Below are 16,321 nucleotides of genomic sequence, written 5' to 3'. Positions count from 1 at the left end.
CCGGCTCTACCAGGAGGACGCGAACCCGCGTGCTAGCCTTGCGGCGATGAAGATTCTCGCCATCTCCGGCAGCGTGCGCCGGCAATCGACCAACACGGCGCTGCTGCGGGCGTTGCAGGCCATCGCACCGACGGGCATGGAGCTGGAGGTCTACACCGGCATTGGCGATCTGCCCGTGTTCTCGCCCGACCTCGAAGGCGCCGATGAGCCGGGCAGCGTCACCGACTTCAAGGCGGCGATCGCGCAGAGCGACGGCGTGCTGGTGTGCAGCCCGGAGTACGTGCGCGGCATTCCCGGCGGGCTGAAGAACGCCATCGACTGGCTGGTCTCCGGTGACCAGATCGTGGGCCGGCCGATCGCGCTGGTGCACGCCTCGCATCGTGGCGAGGACATGCTGCAGGCACTGCGCGCGGTGCTGTCGACGGTGAGTGCGGCGTTCAATGCCGGACTGTTCCTGCGCGTGCCGGTGCTGGGGCTGGAGCCGCAGCAGGTGGCGGATGTGCTGCGTTCGCAGGCGCATCGCGCCGAGGCCGATGCGTTTCTGGCGGGGTTTGCGGGGTATTGCCGTTCGTCTTTGTAGCGTCGAGCATGGCTCGACTCTACAGAAGCAACGCCGGCCAGCGGCCGGCGCTACCGGGTTGCGGTTACAGCGCGGGGTTCAGCGTGTAGGTGCCGTGCAGGGTGGCTTCGGCCAGGACGTGGCCGTGCGACGCGCGGTAGGCATCGGCGGCGGTGAAGCGCGGCGGCAGGTCCAGCGTCGCCACGTCCAGCGCGAACACGCGGAAGAAATAGCGGTGCACGCGCTCGTCGTTGAACGGCGGATACGGGCCGTCGTAGCCCAGGTAATCGCCGGCCATGTCCGGGTTGCCGGCAAACCAGCCGGTGAAGTCGTTCAGGCCCTGGCGGCTGCCGGCCGGACCCGCAGGCGCGGGCTTGCCCTTCACCACGAAGCCATCGCTGCAGCTGCCGGCGGCGATCTCCTGCACCGAGGCCGGGATATCGGCCATCACCCAGTGCACGAAATCGCAGCGCGGCTGGTCGCGCGGTACGGTCATGTCGGTGCGGCCCACTGTCTCTGGCACGGTCGGCACATCCGGGTCCACGCACACCAGCAGGAACGAGCGGGTGCCATCGGGCACGCTGCTCCATGCCAGGTGCGGGTTGCGGTCCGGGGCGAAGCCGGCGGCATCGCCGGCGGCAAACTCACGGTCGATCGGTGCGCCGTTGGTCAGGCTGTTGCTGCTCAGCTGCATTGCACTCTCCTCATTCTTCCGGGTAGCCCAGGCGCACCGCAACCGGGGTGAGCTGGGCGAAGGCGGCGCTCATCACGTCGCGGTAGTTGCGCCAATGGCCCGGCGGGAAGCGCGGTGCGCCCAGCTGTGCAGCCGGCGGCATCGGCCGCTCGAACAGGCGGCCCAGCAGTTCGGCCATCGCGTGCGGATCGTTGCCGATCTGATCGATGCGCAGCAGCACGTGCGGGTACAGGTCTTCCTCGTGCAGCGTGGCGATCTGGGTCAGTGCGCGCGTCAGCCATTCGCCGGCTTCGGCCAGCGAGGTCATCGCCAGCGGTGCGGCGGCACCGTAGGCCACCCAGTCCAGCAGCATGTCGCGCGGATCACGCAGCACCAGCAGCAGGCGCCCCTGCGGCAGTTGCGGGCGCAGCGCCCACAGCAGGGCGTTGTCCCACCACAGCAGCCAGTCGATCACGGTGTCGCTCTGCAAGCCGCGCGCCGGCAGCTGCTCGCGCCAGCGCTGCACCAGCCGCTCCGGGGTCAGTACGCCCGAGGCCAGGTCCTGCAGCGTGTGGTAATTCTGGAACGCATCATCGGGCGCGTGGTTGGTGTAGCGATCACTGCGCAGCACCGGGCTGGCAGCGGCCAGGCCAGTCGCCACGCGTTCCACGCCCGAACCCGGCGCACCCCACAGGAAGATCGGCGCAGAGCTGGCGTCGCCCTCGATGCTGCCCTTGTCAGGCCAGCTCGGCGGCGACTTGGCCTGCGGCGGCAATGGCAGGCGCTGTGGCGCCTGGTCAGCCTGCAGCGCCAGCCACGTCTGCAGCGCCTGTTCCGGTTGGCCAGCGCGATCCTGGATTTCACCCAGCCAGGTACGCAGGTCGGCACGATGAGCTTCCGGCGCCATTTCAATCAACGCCTGCACGCGGGCGACTGCGGCAGCCGGATCACGCTGCAGCAGGCCTTCGACCAGGCGGGTCTCACCACTCACGCGCCCCGGCTCCAGGCTGACGATGCGCTCGGCGATGGCTTCAGCCTGCTCGCGCTCGCCCACCATGTCATGCAGGCGCAGGCGTGCTTCAAGTGCCGGCAGGTGGCCCGGCATGGCGTCCATCCAGCGTTCGACCGTCGCCGCGGCGGTGGGGCTGCCCACTTCTTCCACCGACAGGCGCGCCAGCCACAGATCGTGCAGCTGCGGATGCTGCTCCAGGGCGGCGTCAAGGCGCGCGCGCGCCTCGTCTTCGCGGCCCAGGCGCTGCCAGGACATCAGCAGCAGCTGCAGCACCTGGCGGTCATCGGGGATCGATTCCAGCAGCGGCAGCAGGTGGTCCAGCGCCTGCAGCGGCTGGCCGCCGCGCAGCGCCAGTTCACCGGCCAGGCGACGCATCGACGGTGTATCCATGCCTTCCTGCTGCAGAGCGATCTGCATCGCTTCGGCAGCCGCCTCCACGTTGCCCTGGCGCAGCGCCAGCTGCACCACGAGGCCATGCAGCGAGCTGATGGCCGGGTTCAGTTCCAGCACGCGGCGGAACGCCTGCTCGGCGAACGCCAGCATGTCCTTGCCCAGGTAGGCGAAGCCCAGTGCATAGAGCACGCGGGTGTCATTCGGCTGCGCCTGGTTGGCGGCCGACAACAGCGTCAGCGCGCGGTCCGGGTCATCGCGGCGCAGCGCGATCATGCCGTCGATGGTCAGCAGTTCCGGGTGGTCCGGCTCAACGCGCGAGGCCAGCGTGGACAGGCGCTGGGCTTCATCGAAGTCGTTGCGGCCGATCGCCAGGTGGGCCTGCATCAGGTAGGCGGAGAAGGAGTTCGGGTCGAGCCCGGTGGTGCGTGCCAGCGCTTCGTCAGCGCCCTGGTACTGGCGCAGGGCGAGCAGCAGGCCAGCGTGCTGCAGGTGCAGCTGGGCATCATCGGGGGCCAGCTGCAACGCTTGCTGCAGCGCCTCCATCGCGTCCTCGGCCTTGCCCTGCTGCTGCAGCGCAAGCGCCAGCCAGCGGTGGGCGTCGGCCAGGCCGGGTTCGTCACGGGTCCACGCCTGGGCCAGCTGCACGGCCTGGTCGGCCTGGTTCTGGCGCAACGCTTGGATGATCTGGTCTTGCATGGCAGTCCGCTTCAAGTGCAAACCCGCATTGTAGCGGGCTGCGCGCCGCTGCCGGTTCAGGCCTGCAGGACACGCTGCAGGCGTTGCGCAACCCAGCGCTCGGAGAAGCCGTCGCCCCGCCAGTTCTCGATGAATCCGCAGTGGCCGCCCCAACACGCGGTTTCCAGGCGCGCCTGGCGCGGCAGCTGCCAGTCACTGAAGGTCGCGTACGGAATCACCGGGTCATCCTGCGCCATCAGGATGTCGGCCGGCACCTGCAGGGTGGACAGGCGGTCGCCGGCAATCGAGTAGCCATCGAAATAGGCCTGCAGTGAGCCGAAGCTGGTGTGGCGCTCGACCAGCCATGCCGTCAGCGCGCGGATGTCCAGCTTCAGCACGCGGTCGTCGCAGTCGCTCAGCTCGGGGAACAGGTCGCGCTTGCGGCGCAGCGAACCGGCCCATTTGCGGCGGAAGTACCAGTCATACATCGCCGGGCCGTTCTCGATGCTGTCCATCGTCAGCGCCGGGTCCAGCACTGGGCATACGGACGCCACCCGCAGCAGCGGTACGCCAGCGGCCGGCGCGCGCAGGGCCAGCCGCAGCACGAAGTTGCCGCCCAGCGAATACCCGGCGGCGACCAGCGGCAGCTGCGGCCAGCGCTGGGCGATATCGCCGGCGGCATGCACCACTTCGTCGATCAGGTTGGAATGGAAGATGCCGGGGTTGAGATGATGGGTGTTGCCGTGGTCGCGGAAGTTCAGGCGCACCACGTCGAAGCCCTGTTCCAGCATGCGCGCGGCCGCCATGCGCATGTAGCTGGATTCGGCACTGCCTTCCCAGCCATGCAGCAGCAGGGCCATGCCTTTCGGTTCGCGGCCTTCGACATGGCTGTGCCAGCCCTGCAGGCGCACGCCGTCGCCGCCATCGAGGATCAGCTCCTCGCTGACCGCACCCGTGGCGGCCAGCAGCAGCAGGCCACGCTGCAGGCGCATGCGGCTGGAACTGAGCATCGACTGCAGGTGCGGATTGCGCAGCCAGCGCGGCGGCTGATAGTCAGCCGCGTGCAGCGTCGGCGTACCGGCGTCCAGGACAGGTGGCGGGATCAGGGCCACCGCACCCTCACTGCGTGCTCATGGCCGCCACGATGCGCGCGCGCGAGGTTTCCGCGATGCGCCGACGGCCTTCCAGGTCCTGGGCACCGATCGGCGCCAGGAAGTGCACTTCCGCACGTCGCGCCGGCTCACCGAGCAGGCGCAGGAAATTGGCGAAGAAACTCTCGCCCGGACCGAATGCGACGATGGTCTGCGCATTGCCATGCACGCCATACACCAGTGCTACCGGCTGCACCGGAACACCGGTTTCGACCGCGGCCTGGAAGATGCGGGCATGGAACGGCCCCACTTCGTGGCCACCGCGGGTGCGGCCCTCGGGGAACACGCCGACGGCTCTGCCGGCACGCAGGCGATCGGCCATCACCTGCATCACGCCACCCAGCGATTCGGTATTGCCGCGCTGGTGGAAGATGGTCTGCCCGCGCGCAGCGAGCCAACCGACCAGTGGCCAGCTGGCGATTTCGCGCTTGGCGACGAAACCCATCATGCGCTGGCTGTGCAGGATGCAGATATCCACCCAGCTGACATGGTTGGCGACGAACAGCACGGCGCCGGGCAGCGGCTTGCCGATCTGCACCAGGCGGAAGCCGAAGATCCACATCAGCCCACCCTGCCACCAGTTCACCACCTTGGCGCCGAAGGTCGCTTCGCCCACGCGCAGTTCGCCCCACGGCGGAAGCATGCCGATCAGGATGAGCGGCAGGAACACGGTGATGTGGACCAACAGCAGCGGTACGCGGTACAGGTAACGGCACACACGCGCCACGCCGCCGCGGGGGGCCGGAGTGGGGGAAGTCATCCGCGCACGATACCGGAGGGCCGTCATCGCTGCCAGCCGATTTAGGCCATAAGACCGATCGACCGGGGCAATCGATGGGGAACGCTGGGTTCTGCCACCGTCAACGAGCCTCCAGGGGCTCAGCCGTGGCCGGCCGCCACCACGGCCAGGGTCAGCCGCGAGATGCATACCAGCCGGCCCTGCTCATCCTCGATACGGATCTCCCACAGCTGGGTGCTGCGGCCCACGTGCAGCGCGCGGGCAGTACCGGTGACCGTGCCCGAGCGTACTGCGCGTACGTGATTGGCGTTGATTTCCAGGCCCACGCAGATCTGCTTGGCCGTATCCACGCACAGGTTTCCGGCACTGCTGCCCAGGGTCTCGGCCAGCACCACCGAGGCACCGCCATGCAGGATGCCGTACGGCTGGCGGGTGCGCTCATCCACCGGCATGGTGGCCTGCAGCCAGTCCTCGCCCGCAGCGCTGAAGACGATGCCCAGGGATTCAATCGCCGTGTTGCGGCTGAGCGCGTTGAGCTGCTCGATGGAAACGGCTTCGCGGAATACCTGGGTCATGCGGGCACCTTCAGAGGATGGGAACGAGGCCGGCGCCGAATGCAGTCAGCATGCGCACCAGCAGCCACTTCGGGCCGACGTTGACTTCGGGGAAGTCGCCGACGGCGACGTAGCAGTTGTGGAACGCCGGGTCCTGCCGGGGCAGCGGCTGCGGACAGTCGGGGCCCGGCTTGAATTCGTAGTCGGTGGCGTAACGCCACGGCCAGAAGTCGAGGATCGGCAACGCTTCGGAGGCCTTGCCGACACTGTAGTTCAGGCCCGACAGCACCGGCGGCTTGGCCCGCGGCGCCACCGTCCACGAGTTCTGCGGATGGGTATCGCGCAGGATGCTCTCGGCCAGCTGCTCGGCAAACACCGGGTCGTCGATGATCACCGCGCCTTCGGTGTTGTAGTTCTCGCTGCGCGGATCGAAGTTGTGGGTGCCGACCACGCCGATGCGGCGATCGACCACCAGCGACTTGGCATGCAGGCCCATGCGCGCGCCCTTGCGGGTGACCGGCAACGGCTTGTTGACCGCCTTGCTGCCGAGGAAGGACGGCCGCGTCTCGGTGCGCAGCAGGCGGGTTTCCACCTCGCTGCCGGCGGCACGGCGACGTTCGCGCGCGTTCTGGTAGGCGCTACCAGTACGCGGATGATTCACCGGCACCTGCTTGCGGGGCGCGGCCAGATCTCCGTCGCTGCCACCACCGGCATTGCTGCCAGCGGCGCTGCCGCCGATCAGCGGATTGCGCCCGCCGTCGTCGTCGCCTCCGGGCGCGGCGATCGGGTCGGGCAGCAGGTTGCGGTAGTCGACCGGTGCATCCAGCGGGAACGGCTTGTATTCGAAGATGTTGAAGCCCAGTTCGCGCATGTTGCGCCGCTTGTACTTGTACGACAGCGCATACACGATCGGGTTGTCGGTGGCCGCCAGGCTGTTGCTGGACACCACCACGCGCGGCGGCTGCGGGCGCTTGCGCAGCTCGCGGAACAGCTTCTGCGCCGGCTTGGACAGCACCAGGTACGGCGTCTGCAGGATCACTTCCTTCTGCGCACCGGCAATGAGTGCATCCAGCTGCGGCTCGGTCACGTGCTGGCCGGCCAGCGGCGCATCGGCCTTCTCTCGGCGATGCTTGCGCGGCAGGTCGGCCACATAGCGCACCGAGGCCACCGGCAGCGCGGTGTCCACGAAGGAACGCGTGACGAACTCGGTGTCGTTGGCTTCGGCGCTGACCCGCTGCACCCGTTCCGGGCGCCGGAAGGTGGCCTGCGGCAGGGTCGGCACGCCTTCACGCAACAGCGTGCGGCCAACATCGTTCAGGCGTTCGGCCGGTACGCTGCGCTTGGCGCGCCAGAAGGCATCGAAGTTGGCCGCCATCGCCCGCGCCTCCGGCCCCGCAATCATGACGTCGCGGTCGCGGAAGTTGTATTCGCGGTCCCAGTCGTAATAGTCGTCCTGGTAGTTGCGGCCACCCACCACACCGATCGCATCGTCGATCACCAGCAGCTTGTTGTGCATGCGCTGGTTGAAGCGACGGAAGCAGCACAGCACGCTGCCGGCGTAGTCGAAGTAGTTCAGCCGGGCCTTGCCGAAGGTCGGGTTGTAGACCCGCAGCTGGAAGTTCTCGTGGGCACCGGACAATGCACCGAGGATCTGCAGGTCGGAGATCGCCGACAGCTGATCGATCAGCACCCGCACCTTCACCCCGCGCCGCGAGGCGGCCAGCAGTTCATCGATGACCAGGCGGGCGCTGTCGTCCTTGTCGAAGATATAGGTCTGCAGGTCGATGCTGCGGGTGGCGCTGCGCAGCAGGTTCAGGCGTGCGACAAGGGCCCCCTCGCCCTCGTCCAGCAGGGTGGCGTAGTGGCGCGGCCGCCCGGGGGTGGATTCGGTGAACGCCCGGCCGGCCAGCGCCCGCAGCGGTGAATCCTGTGCGCAGCGGTCGGCGCGCTGGCAATCCACCTGGGTCGAGCGCGCCTGCACGGCGATCGCTTCGGCGCGGTCACGCTCGGCATGGGACAGCGATGCACAACCGCTGCCCAGCAACACGGTTGCCAGCGCCAGTACACGCAGCAGGAGGTTCACGGTTTCGGCGCCTCGCTCAGGCGCGCTCGCAATACGAAGGTCACTCGGTCACTCAAGGCAAGCTGCCAGCTGTCCATTCCATACCGGCCTCGCTGCACGGTACCGCGGCTGACGACGTCGCAATCATAGCCGGGTCGGGCACACTCCGCTTTCTCGACCTTCAGTGTCTCGGGATGGCTGATCCCGCGCAGGGTCAGCCGCCCGTTGATGTCGCCCCCGTCTTCCACGGTCTCCGGCCAGTACGGCAGCGAGTCGAACTCGACCACGGGGTGGCGGCCCGCGTCGAAGAACTCCTCGCCGCGCATCCAGCCGGTGTAGCGCGCCTTGCCGGGGATCTCGACCGAGCGCGTGAACATCTTCAGGTGCACCTGGTGACGGCCATCGGAGAGGATCTCGATGCGGCCTTCGAAGTGTGGGAACAGGCCTTCGATGCGCTGCCCGAAGCGGGTGCGCACCTCGAAACCGATCTGCGAGCGTTGGGTATCCAGGCGCAGGACCCGGTGCGCTTCGGCGACCACCGGCGGCAAGGGCGTTGGCGGTGGCGCCGCAGCCCAGGCCGGTCCGAATGCCAGCAGCACGGGCAGCAGGAAGCGGCTGCGCCGCGCCAGGCTCATTGGATCACGGCCACCAGAACGCGTTCAGGCTGGCCACACCCGGCTCGATCGAGGCCTCGCGCGGGAAGCCGAGCACGGCGATGCCGGCCGGCGGCATGCCACGGTAGTCGCTGCTGGTGCCCTCGGTCATCAGCGCCACCAGGCGCTCCAGGCCCGGGTTGTGGCCGACGACCAGCACCCGGTCGAGGTCACGGCGGTCGTCCACCAGCGCCGCCAGGGTGCCGGGGGTGGCCTCATAGATACGGTCTTCCAGGCGCTTCTCCACGTAGCCGATGGTGCCGAGCACGGCCTCCAGGGTCTCGCGGGTGCGCCGTGCCGGCGAGCACAGCACGCAGTCCGGCAGCAGGTTGTTTTCCTTCAGCCACTTGCCGGCGGCTTCGGCTTCGGCCAGGCCTACCGGCGACAATGGCCGGTCGAGGTCGGCCTGGCCGGGGGTGGCCGGTTCGGCATGGGCATGGCGCAGCAGGATCAGTTCACGCATCGCGGGTTTCCATGAAGAAGAGGATGCAGCAGAAAGAGTGAGGCAGGCATCAAAGCTTGAGCCAGGACAGCAACGGTTCCCAGTCGGCCTGGTGTTCGCGTACCTGGGCGGAGCGGTAATCGAACAGGCTGCGACCCAGGCCGGTCATGACCACGTAGCTCTGGCTGTCACGCAGCTGCGCGACCACCGGGTACGGCCATTCGGCCAGCATCTGCAGCGCCTGCTGCGAGGTCTGGGTCCAGGGCTTGGTGCGGTTCAGGACCAGCCCCACCGGCAGCTTGCGGCTGTGTACCCGTGGGTTCTGGGCCAGGCTGTTGAGGAAGCCGACGATCGCTTCAATGTCCAGCGCAGACGGCAGCACCGGCACCACCACCGCGTCGGCAGCGTCAAGGAAATGGGGGATATCGTCGGCCAACGCACCGGCGGGTGCGTCGATGATGACGGTGTCGGTGCCGTCGGGCAGCTTCTGCGCCCACTGCTTCTTCCGGTACACGTCGATGGGGAGCACCGCGCTTTCCAGCCCGGCACGCCGTTGCGCCCAGCGGGTGCTGGAGCCCTGCGGGTCGGCATCGGCAATCACCGTGGCCTTGCCCTGCAATGCCGCGTACGCGGCCAGGTGGGTGGCGACGGTGGTCTTGCCCACCCCGCCCTTGGAACCGGCCACCAGGATCGTCTTCATGCCAGCCTCGCTTCCGGGTACGTGCCCCGAGCGTACACCGGCGGTGGTGACGGGAGGTAGCACCGTGCTGAACCTGTGGCCATCGCCTTTGCTATCGTGGCGCCCCCGAAGGATCGAACCGGCATGAGCGAACTGCAGGACCTGAGCGCACTGATCCGCGCCAATACCCCCCTGATCGTGATCGAGACCCAGGACGAGGGTCGCATCGTCGAGCTGTTCCGGCAGACGCTGATGCACGTGTGGCGGGCGCTGCACCGCTGGTCGATCACCGAGGGCCTGCGCCGCATCGACCTGGACAGCGAGGACCCGCCGGTCGGGCCACCCGATGCCAGCGCGGCCCTGCAGATGATCCGCCAGGCCGACCAGCGCGGCGTCTACCTGCTGCTCGATTTCCATCCCTACCTGGGCTATGCCAGCCACCAGCGCGCCCTTCGCGACCTGATCCAGCGCCGCCACAGCGAGCCGCATGTGCTGGTGCTGATCGGTGCCAAGGTGGAGCTGCCGGCCGAGCTGGAAGCGCTGGCGGTGCGCTTCAACCCGCGCCTGCCCGATGCCAATGCCCTGCTGAAGATGCTGCGCGAGGAGGCTGACGCCTATGCGCGCGAGCATGGCGGCCGACGGGTGGAAGTCGACAGCGAGGCGGTGAAGAAGATCCTGAAGAACCTGCAGGGCCTGAGCCTGGTCGATGCCCGGCGCATCGCGCGCCAGCTGATCTACGCCGACGGCGCACTGCGCGACGACGACCTGCCGCAGCTGGCGCGGCTGAAGTTCGAGCTGCTCAACCGCAGCGGCCACCTGTTCTTCGAACATGACAGCGCGCGCTTCGGCGATGTGGCCGGCGCCAACCGGCTCAAGCGCTGGATCAACCAGCGGCGGGTCGCGTTCATCGCCGGCTCGGCGCCGGCCGGGCTGGATCCGCCGCGCGGCATGCTGTTGCTGGGTGTGCAGGGCTGCGGCAAGTCGATGCTGGCCAAGGCCACCGCCGCCGGCTTCGGCGTGCCCCTGCTGCGCCTGGACGTGGGCGCGCTGTACAACAAGTACCACGGCGAGACCGAAGCCAACCTGCGCCAGGCACTGGCCTCGGCCGAACAACTCGCGCCCTGCGTGCTGTGGATGGACGAGATCGAGAAGGGCCTGGCCAGCGGTGGCGAGGATGGCGGCGTGTCACGCCGCGTGCTCGGTTACCTGCTGACCTGGATGGCCGAACGCAAGGCGCCGGTGTTCATCGTCGCCACCGCCAACCAGGTGCACGAACTGCCGGCCGAGCTGCTGCGCAAGGGCCGCTTCGACGAGATCTTCTTCGTCGACCTGCCTTCGCCTGACGTGCGCGTGGAACTGCTGCGGCTGCACCTGGGCCGGCGCCAGCTCAACGCCGACGACTTCGCACTGCCCGCGCTGGCGGCGGCCGCGAATGGCTTCTCCGGCGCCGAGATCGAGCAGGCGATCGTGGCTGGCCTGTATGCGGCACACGCCGAAGGCCGGCCGCTGGACACCGAGCTGCTGATGAACGAGATCCGCGCCACCCGACCGCTGTCGGTGCTGATGGCCGAGCAAGTGGAGGCACTGCGGGCGTGGGCGTCGGAGCGGACGGTGTCCGCGGACGACTGAGGGGTTTCCAGCGAACGGCGCAGCCCCTCGTGGCTGGTCGCTCAAAGCAACAGCCGTGGTTGGCCGGGTGGGTAGGCTGCGCAGGGGACGCTGCAAGTACGTCCATGTAAGCTCGGTCGCCGCATCCATGCGGCTCACGCCCCTGCGCAGCCTACCCACCCGGCCCCTGACAGTCTCCGGGGGCGATCAGCCACGTGGAAGAAAGAAGAAGAGCAAAAGCGCTTGGCCGGCCGCTCTTTGTAGAGCCGAGCCCACACTCGGCTGCTCTTCGATCAGATATCGAATAGTCGATTCCGTTACAGATTCATCCACGCATGGCGTGGATCTACCGTGTCGACCAAGGTCGACACCTACCAACAGCTGCCGGAATCTGTCGAAGGCGGGGCACTGTGGGTTTGCGGGGTGTGAGCCGCATGGATGCGGCGACCAAGCCCCCAGGACGGGTTTACGGCGGCCCCGCAAACCCACAGTGCCCCGCCATCCCGCAGGAAGCCCGCTGTTGCTTCAGCTGTTGCCTCTGCGGGTGCCGGGTGCAACCCGGCCGAACCCCTTCCCTCAGGGCCAGGCAGGCGGTGCGGCCGCCCAGGCCTGCTGCACCTCGGCCAGCGACGCGCGCTCATCCTCGCGCCATTGCGGCAGCAGCTGCGCATGGTGGGCACTGGAGCTCCACTGCGTCGGCTCGGTACGCACGGCAGCCGCATACCACTGCACCGCCTCCTGCTTCTGTCCCAGCCGCCACAGCGCCAATGCATAAGTCGGTGGCACCCAGCTCGGCTTCGTGCGCGCATTGCCGGCCGAGGCCAGCCACTGTTCCAGCGCCGCCTCCGGCTTGCCCTGGCGCAGCAGGTCCCAACCGTAGTTCCAGCGCACGCTGCGGCCACTGCTGCTCTGTGCCGGTGCCTCTTTCATGGCCTCGCCATACAGCTGCTCGGCCAGTTCGCCACGGCCCTGCGCGCCGGCCACCGATGCCAGCTGCACCGTCGCTTCCACCGCACGCCGGCCGCGTTCACGCAGCTTGACCAGCTGCGCCACCAGATCATCGCCCTCGCCCTGCACCGCCACCATCGGCGTGGCGGCCGGATCGTTGTCGAAGTAGAACTCCTGTGGTGCCGGCACGGCCGGCGCAGCCCACACCGTGGCCGCTCCCGAGGCCAGCAGCACGCTGGCCAGGATCTTTCCTGGAACTGACATCCCTTCTCCCCAGGCCGCAACTGCAGCCTCCCTCTCTCTCCCCGATCCTAACCCCAGCACCGCCGCGGGCGCGAGTGCCGGGGCCTCGCGGCCCCGCTGCTACAATTCGCGCCTTTCCCGCCGCGTGCCTGCACGCGGCCGGTGCCAGCCGATCCTACCGGGCCAGCCATGACCAGTACCGCGCAACTCACTTCGCCCTCTTCCGCCGACCTGCTCGACCGTGATTACACGCTCGACCACAAGTACACCCGCAGCGAGGGGCGGATCTACCTGAGTGGCGTGCAGGCGCTGGTGCGGCTGCCATTGATGCAGCGGCTGCGCGACGCGCACGAAGGCATCGACAGCGCCGGCTTCGTCAGTGGCTACCGTGGCAGCCCGCTGGGTGGCTTCGACCTGGAACTGTGGCGCGCACGCAAGCACCTGGACGCGGCCAAGGTGAAGTTCACCCCGGGCCTGAACGAGGACCTGGGCGCCACCATGGTGTGGGGCACCCAGCAGACCAACCTGTTCCCGGGCGCCAACGTGCAGGGCGTGTTCGGCATGTGGTACGGCAAGGGCCCGGGCGTGGACCGCTGCGGCGACGTGTTCAAGCATGCCAATGCCGCCGGTACCTCGCGCTACGGCGGCGTGCTGGCCCTGGCCGCCGACGACCATGCCTGCCGCAGCTCGACGCTGCCGCACGGCAGCGAGGACGAATTCGTCAGCGCGATGATGCCGGTGCTGAACCCGGCCGGCGTGCAGGACATCCTCGACATGGGCCTGCTCGGCTGGGCGATGAGCCGCTATACCGGCCGCTGGGTCGGCTTCAAGACCATTGCCGAAACGGTGGAGTCGTCGGCGTCGGTCGAGGTCGATCCGATGGCGCGCCGCATCGTGCTGCCGGAAGACTTCGAGATGCCGTCGGGCGGCCTCAACATCCGCTGGCCGGACCCGCCGCTGGACCAGGAAATGCGCCTGCACCGCTATGCGGTGAAGGCGGCGCAGGCATTCGCCCGCGCCAATGGCATCGACAAGGTGGTGATGGATGCGCCGCGCGCGCGGCTGGGCATCGTCACCACCGGCAAGAGCTACCTGGACGTGCTGCAGGCACTGGAATACCTGGGCCTGGATGAAGCCGCGTGCGCCGACATCGGCATCCGCGTGTACAAGGTCGGCATGACCTGGCCGCTGGAACCGCAGGGCATCGCGCGCTTCGCGCAGGGCCTGGAAGACATCATCGTGGTGGAGGAGAAGCGTGCCTTCATCGAGCGCCAGATGAAGGAACAGTTCTTCAACTGGCCGGCCAGCTGGGGCCAGCGCCCGTCGATCGTCGGCAAGTACGACGAGAGCGGCGAATGGATCCTGCCGTCCACCGGCGAACTGACCCCGGCCACCATCGCCGGCGTGATCGGCCGCCGCATCCAGAAGTTCTTCAACAACGAATCGATCGAGCAGCGCCTGCAGTGGATGCAGGAAAAGGAAGCCGAGCTTGCGCTGCCGCGCGCCAGCTTCCCGCGCGTACCGCACTACTGCTCGGGCTGCCCGCACAACACCTCCACCCAGGTGCCGGAAGGCTCGCGTGCGCTGGCCGGCATCGGTTGCCATTACATGGTGACCTGGATGGACCGCAGCACCGACACCTTCACCCACATGGGTGGCGAAGGCGTGACCTGGGCCGGGCAGGCGCCGTTCACCGACACCCCGCACGTGTTCCAGAACCTGGGCGACGGCACCTATTTCCACAGCGGCTCGCTGGCGATCCGCCAGGCAGTCGCCGCCGGCGTCAACATCACCTACAAGATCCTCTACAACGACGCGGTGGCGATGACCGGCGGCCAGCCGGTGGACGGCCCGCTGAGCGTGCCCGACATCGCAAAGCAGATGCGCGCCGAAGGCATCCACACCATCGTGGTGTTGTCGGACAACATCGGCAAGTGGACCGGCCAACGCAAGCACTTCCCCAGCGATGTCGAGTTCCACGACCGCAGCGAGCTGGACGAAGTGCAGAAGCGCCTGCGCGAAGTGAAGGGTGTTTCGATCCTGATCTACGAGCAGACCTGCGCCACCGAGAAGCGCCGCCGCCGCAAGCGCGGCAAGCTGGAAGACCCGCAGAAGCGCGTGCTGATCAATTCGCTGGTCTGCGAAGGCTGCGGTGACTGCGGCAAGAAGAGCTTCTGCGTGTCGGTGCTGCCGAAGGAAACCGAGTTCGGGCGCAAGCGCGAGATCGACCAGTCCAACTGCAACAAGGACTATTCGTGCGTGAACGGCTTCTGCCCAAGCTTCGTCACCGTGCACGGCGGCCAGCCGCGCAAGGGCAGCAAGCGCGATGCCTCCACCCTGCTGGACAATCTGCCGGCGCCGACCCTCCGCGGCACGCTGGAACAGCCCTGGAACATCCTGATCACCGGTGTCGGCGGTACCGGCGTGGTGACCATCGGCGCGCTGCTGGGCATGGCCGGCCACCTGGAAGGCAAGGGCGCGACCGTGCTCGACCAGACCGGCCTGGCACAGAAGGGCGGCGCGGTGACCACGCACATCCGCATTGCCCGTCGCCCTGAAGACATCCACGCCGTGCGCATCGCCGCTGGCGAAGCCGACCTGGTGGTGGGCTGCGACATGGTGGTGGTCAACGACTACTGGGCGCTGTCGAAGGTGCGCGCCGGCCGTTCGCAGGTGGTGCTGAACACCTACGAAGCGATGCCCGGTACCTTCACCACCCGCCCGGACATGCAGTTCCCCGCCGCCGACATCGTGGCCGGTGTGCGCGTGGCACTGGGCGGCCAGGAGCCGCTGCTGCTGGATGCGACCCAGCTGGCCACCGCGCTGCTCGGCGATGCGATCGCCGCCAACCTGTTCATCCTCGGCTACGCGTGGCAGCAGGGCCTGGTGCCGCTGTCGTTCGAGTCACTGATGCGCGCCATCGAGCTCAACGGCGCCGCCGTGGCGATGAACCAGCAGGCCTTCGCCTGGGGCCGCCTGGCCGTAGTCGATCCGCAGGCCGTGCAGCAGGCCGCCGGCCTGGTGCGCAACCGCCACACCGATACCGAATCCACCCCGGGCCCGCTGCATCCGCTGCCGCCGGGCGAGTGGGAAGGCAACGAATGGGGCGCCACCGCCGCACCGCGCAACACCGGCGACGAACGCGAACTGCGCGGCCTGCCTTCGCACAGTGGCGACGTGGCGTTCCTGCCGCTGGACGACGCCCGCCTGTCGCGCTCGCTGGATGAAATGATCGAACGCCGCGCCGCCTTCCTGGTCGAGTACCAGGACGACGCCTACGCCAACCGTTATCGCAGCCTGGTCGAGCGCGTGCGCGCCGCCGAAGCCGAGCGCATCGGCGGTTCCACTGCGCTGACCGAGACGGTGGCCCGCTACCTGTTCAAGCTGATGGCGTACAAGGACGAGTACGAAGTGGCCCGCCTGTACACCAGCGGCGACTTCCAGCGCCGCCTGCAGCAGCAGTTCGAGGGCGATTACCAGCTGCGTTTCCACCTGGCACCGCCGCTGTTCGCCAAGAAGGACGAGCAGGGCCGGTTGCTGAAGAAGGAGTACGGCCCGTGGATGTTCAAGGCCTTCGGCCTGCTGGCCAGGCTGAAGTTCCTGCGCGGCGGCCGCTTCGACGTGTTCGGGCGCACCGCGGAGCGCCGCATGGAGCGCAGGCTGATCGGCGATTACGAGGCCACCGTGCAGCTGCTGCTGGACGGGCTGGATGACGACCGCCTGGCGCTGGCGGTGGAGATTGCCAGCGTCCCCGAGCACATCCGCGGCTTCGGCCACGTCAAGGAAGCGCATTTCGAGCAGGCCAAGGCGCGCGAAGCCGCCCTGCTGGCGCAGTGGCGCAATCCGAAGGCGCTGCACATCGTGCAGGTGGCTTGAAGGTAGTGCCGGCCGCTGGCCGGCATCCATCCAGGCAATCGGTTGCCGGCCAGC

Annotated in this window: 13 protein-coding genes; 3 read left to right on the top strand and 10 right to left on the bottom strand. The window is 68.3% G+C overall.

Translation table 11 applies throughout. From position 1 onward, the window contains the following. The first annotated feature begins 46 nt into the window (after positions 1-46). The gene (locus D5301_RS20110; protein ID WP_110710688.1) at positions 47-580 is read left to right on the top strand and encodes an NADPH-dependent FMN reductase; all 534 of its coding nucleotides are present in this window, start codon (positions 47-49) and stop codon (positions 578-580) included. A 64-nt stretch (positions 581-644) separates the two neighbouring features. Here the strand turns inward: D5301_RS20110 and D5301_RS20105 are convergent, their stop codons facing one another. The 9 genes from D5301_RS20105 to D5301_RS20065 form a co-directional block, all read right to left on the bottom strand. After that, the gene (locus tag D5301_RS20105; RefSeq protein WP_110710687.1) at positions 645-1,253 is read right to left on the bottom strand and encodes a YbhB/YbcL family Raf kinase inhibitor-like protein; all 609 of its coding nucleotides are present in this window, start codon (positions 1,251-1,253) and stop codon (positions 645-647) included. A gap of 10 nt (positions 1,254-1,263) precedes the next feature. Next, entirely contained in the window at positions 1,264-3,333 is a 2,070-nt protein-coding gene (locus D5301_RS20100; RefSeq protein ID WP_110710686.1) for a tetratricopeptide repeat protein, read from the bottom strand. Between the two features lie 56 nt (positions 3,334-3,389). Continuing rightward, positions 3,390-4,379 (bottom strand): alpha/beta fold hydrolase, encoded by a 990-nt coding sequence (locus tag D5301_RS20095; protein WP_180855027.1) that lies wholly within the window; start codon positions 4,377-4,379, stop codon positions 3,390-3,392. Positions 4,380-4,431: 52 nt separating this feature from the next. Next, complete coding sequence (locus D5301_RS20090; RefSeq protein ID WP_110710684.1) at positions 4,432-5,223, bottom strand: lysophospholipid acyltransferase family protein; 792 nt, start codon at positions 5,221-5,223, stop codon at positions 4,432-4,434. 119 nt (positions 5,224-5,342) lie between these two features. Then, positions 5,343-5,777, bottom strand: coding sequence for a hotdog fold thioesterase (locus D5301_RS20085; RefSeq protein WP_010487227.1), 435 nt, complete (start codon positions 5,775-5,777; stop codon positions 5,343-5,345). 10 nt (positions 5,778-5,787) lie between these two features. After that, on the bottom strand, positions 5,788-7,839 hold the full coding sequence (locus D5301_RS20080; RefSeq protein WP_324187361.1) for a phospholipase D family protein: 2,052 nt from the start codon (positions 7,837-7,839) through the stop codon (positions 5,788-5,790). Beyond that, a complete protein-coding gene (locus D5301_RS20075) occupies positions 7,836-8,453 on the bottom strand; it encodes a YceI family protein (RefSeq protein WP_153856694.1) in 618 nt (205 codons plus the stop codon). Before D5301_RS20075 ends, D5301_RS20080 begins: the two co-directional genes overlap by 4 nt. A 4-nt stretch (positions 8,454-8,457) precedes the next feature. Next, positions 8,458-8,934, bottom strand: coding sequence for a histidine phosphatase family protein (locus tag D5301_RS20070; RefSeq protein ID WP_110710681.1), 477 nt, complete (start codon positions 8,932-8,934; stop codon positions 8,458-8,460). A 49-nt stretch (positions 8,935-8,983) separates the two neighbouring features. Continuing rightward, positions 8,984-9,613: a ParA family protein gene (locus tag D5301_RS20065; RefSeq protein ID WP_005420986.1), complete on the bottom strand. Its 630-nt coding sequence runs from the start codon at positions 9,611-9,613 to the stop codon at positions 8,984-8,986. A gap of 123 nt (positions 9,614-9,736) precedes the next feature. Here D5301_RS20065 and D5301_RS20060 point away from each other — a divergent pair, with 123 nt between their 5' ends. After that, positions 9,737-11,221: an AAA family ATPase gene (locus tag D5301_RS20060; protein WP_153856693.1), complete on the top strand. Its 1,485-nt coding sequence runs from the start codon at positions 9,737-9,739 to the stop codon at positions 11,219-11,221. A gap of 555 nt (positions 11,222-11,776) precedes the next feature. On the opposite strand, the gene D5301_RS20055 is transcribed toward D5301_RS20060, so the two are convergent. After that, positions 11,777-12,412, bottom strand: a complete 636-nt coding sequence (locus D5301_RS20055) for a tetratricopeptide repeat protein (protein WP_153856692.1) — start codon at positions 12,410-12,412, stop codon at positions 11,777-11,779. 168 nt (positions 12,413-12,580) lie between these two features. Here D5301_RS20055 and D5301_RS20050 point away from each other — a divergent pair, with 168 nt between their 5' ends. Continuing rightward, entirely contained in the window at positions 12,581-16,267 is a 3,687-nt protein-coding gene (locus D5301_RS20050) for an indolepyruvate ferredoxin oxidoreductase family protein (protein ID WP_153856691.1), read from the top strand. The last annotated feature ends 54 nt before the right edge of the window (positions 16,268-16,321 follow it).

Origin of the sequence: Stenotrophomonas sp. MH181796, assembly GCF_009659995.1 — a bacterium.
GTDB lineage: Bacteria > Pseudomonadota > Gammaproteobacteria > Xanthomonadales > Xanthomonadaceae > Stenotrophomonas > Stenotrophomonas riyadhensis.
Note: the sequence above shows the minus strand (reverse complement) of the source record. Positions and strands in the feature narration are given on the sequence as shown.

Coding starts and splice junctions, on each gene's coding strand:
- D5301_RS20110 (WP_110710688.1), top strand. CDS start 47: ATGAAGATTCTCGCCATCTCCGGCAGCGTGCGCCGGCAATCGACCAAC.
- D5301_RS20105 (WP_110710687.1), bottom strand. CDS start 1,253: ATGCAGCTGAGCAGCAACAGCCTGACCAACGGCGCACCGATCGACCGT.
- D5301_RS20100 (WP_110710686.1), bottom strand. CDS start 3,333: ATGCAAGACCAGATCATCCAAGCGTTGCGCCAGAACCAGGCCGACCAG.
- D5301_RS20090 (WP_110710684.1), bottom strand. CDS start 5,223: ATGACTTCCCCCACTCCGGCCCCCCGCGGCGGCGTGGCGCGTGTGTGC.
- D5301_RS20085 (WP_010487227.1), bottom strand. CDS start 5,777: ATGACCCAGGTATTCCGCGAAGCCGTTTCCATCGAGCAGCTCAACGCG.
- D5301_RS20075 (WP_153856694.1), bottom strand. CDS start 8,453: ATGAGCCTGGCGCGGCGCAGCCGCTTCCTGCTGCCCGTGCTGCTGGCA.
- D5301_RS20070 (WP_110710681.1), bottom strand. CDS start 8,934: ATGCGTGAACTGATCCTGCTGCGCCATGCCCATGCCGAACCGGCCACC.
- D5301_RS20065 (WP_005420986.1), bottom strand. CDS start 9,613: ATGAAGACGATCCTGGTGGCCGGTTCCAAGGGCGGGGTGGGCAAGACC.
- D5301_RS20060 (WP_153856693.1), top strand. CDS start 9,737: ATGAGCGAACTGCAGGACCTGAGCGCACTGATCCGCGCCAATACCCCC.
- D5301_RS20055 (WP_153856692.1), bottom strand. CDS start 12,412: ATGTCAGTTCCAGGAAAGATCCTGGCCAGCGTGCTGCTGGCCTCGGGA.
- D5301_RS20050 (WP_153856691.1), top strand. CDS start 12,581: ATGACCAGTACCGCGCAACTCACTTCGCCCTCTTCCGCCGACCTGCTC.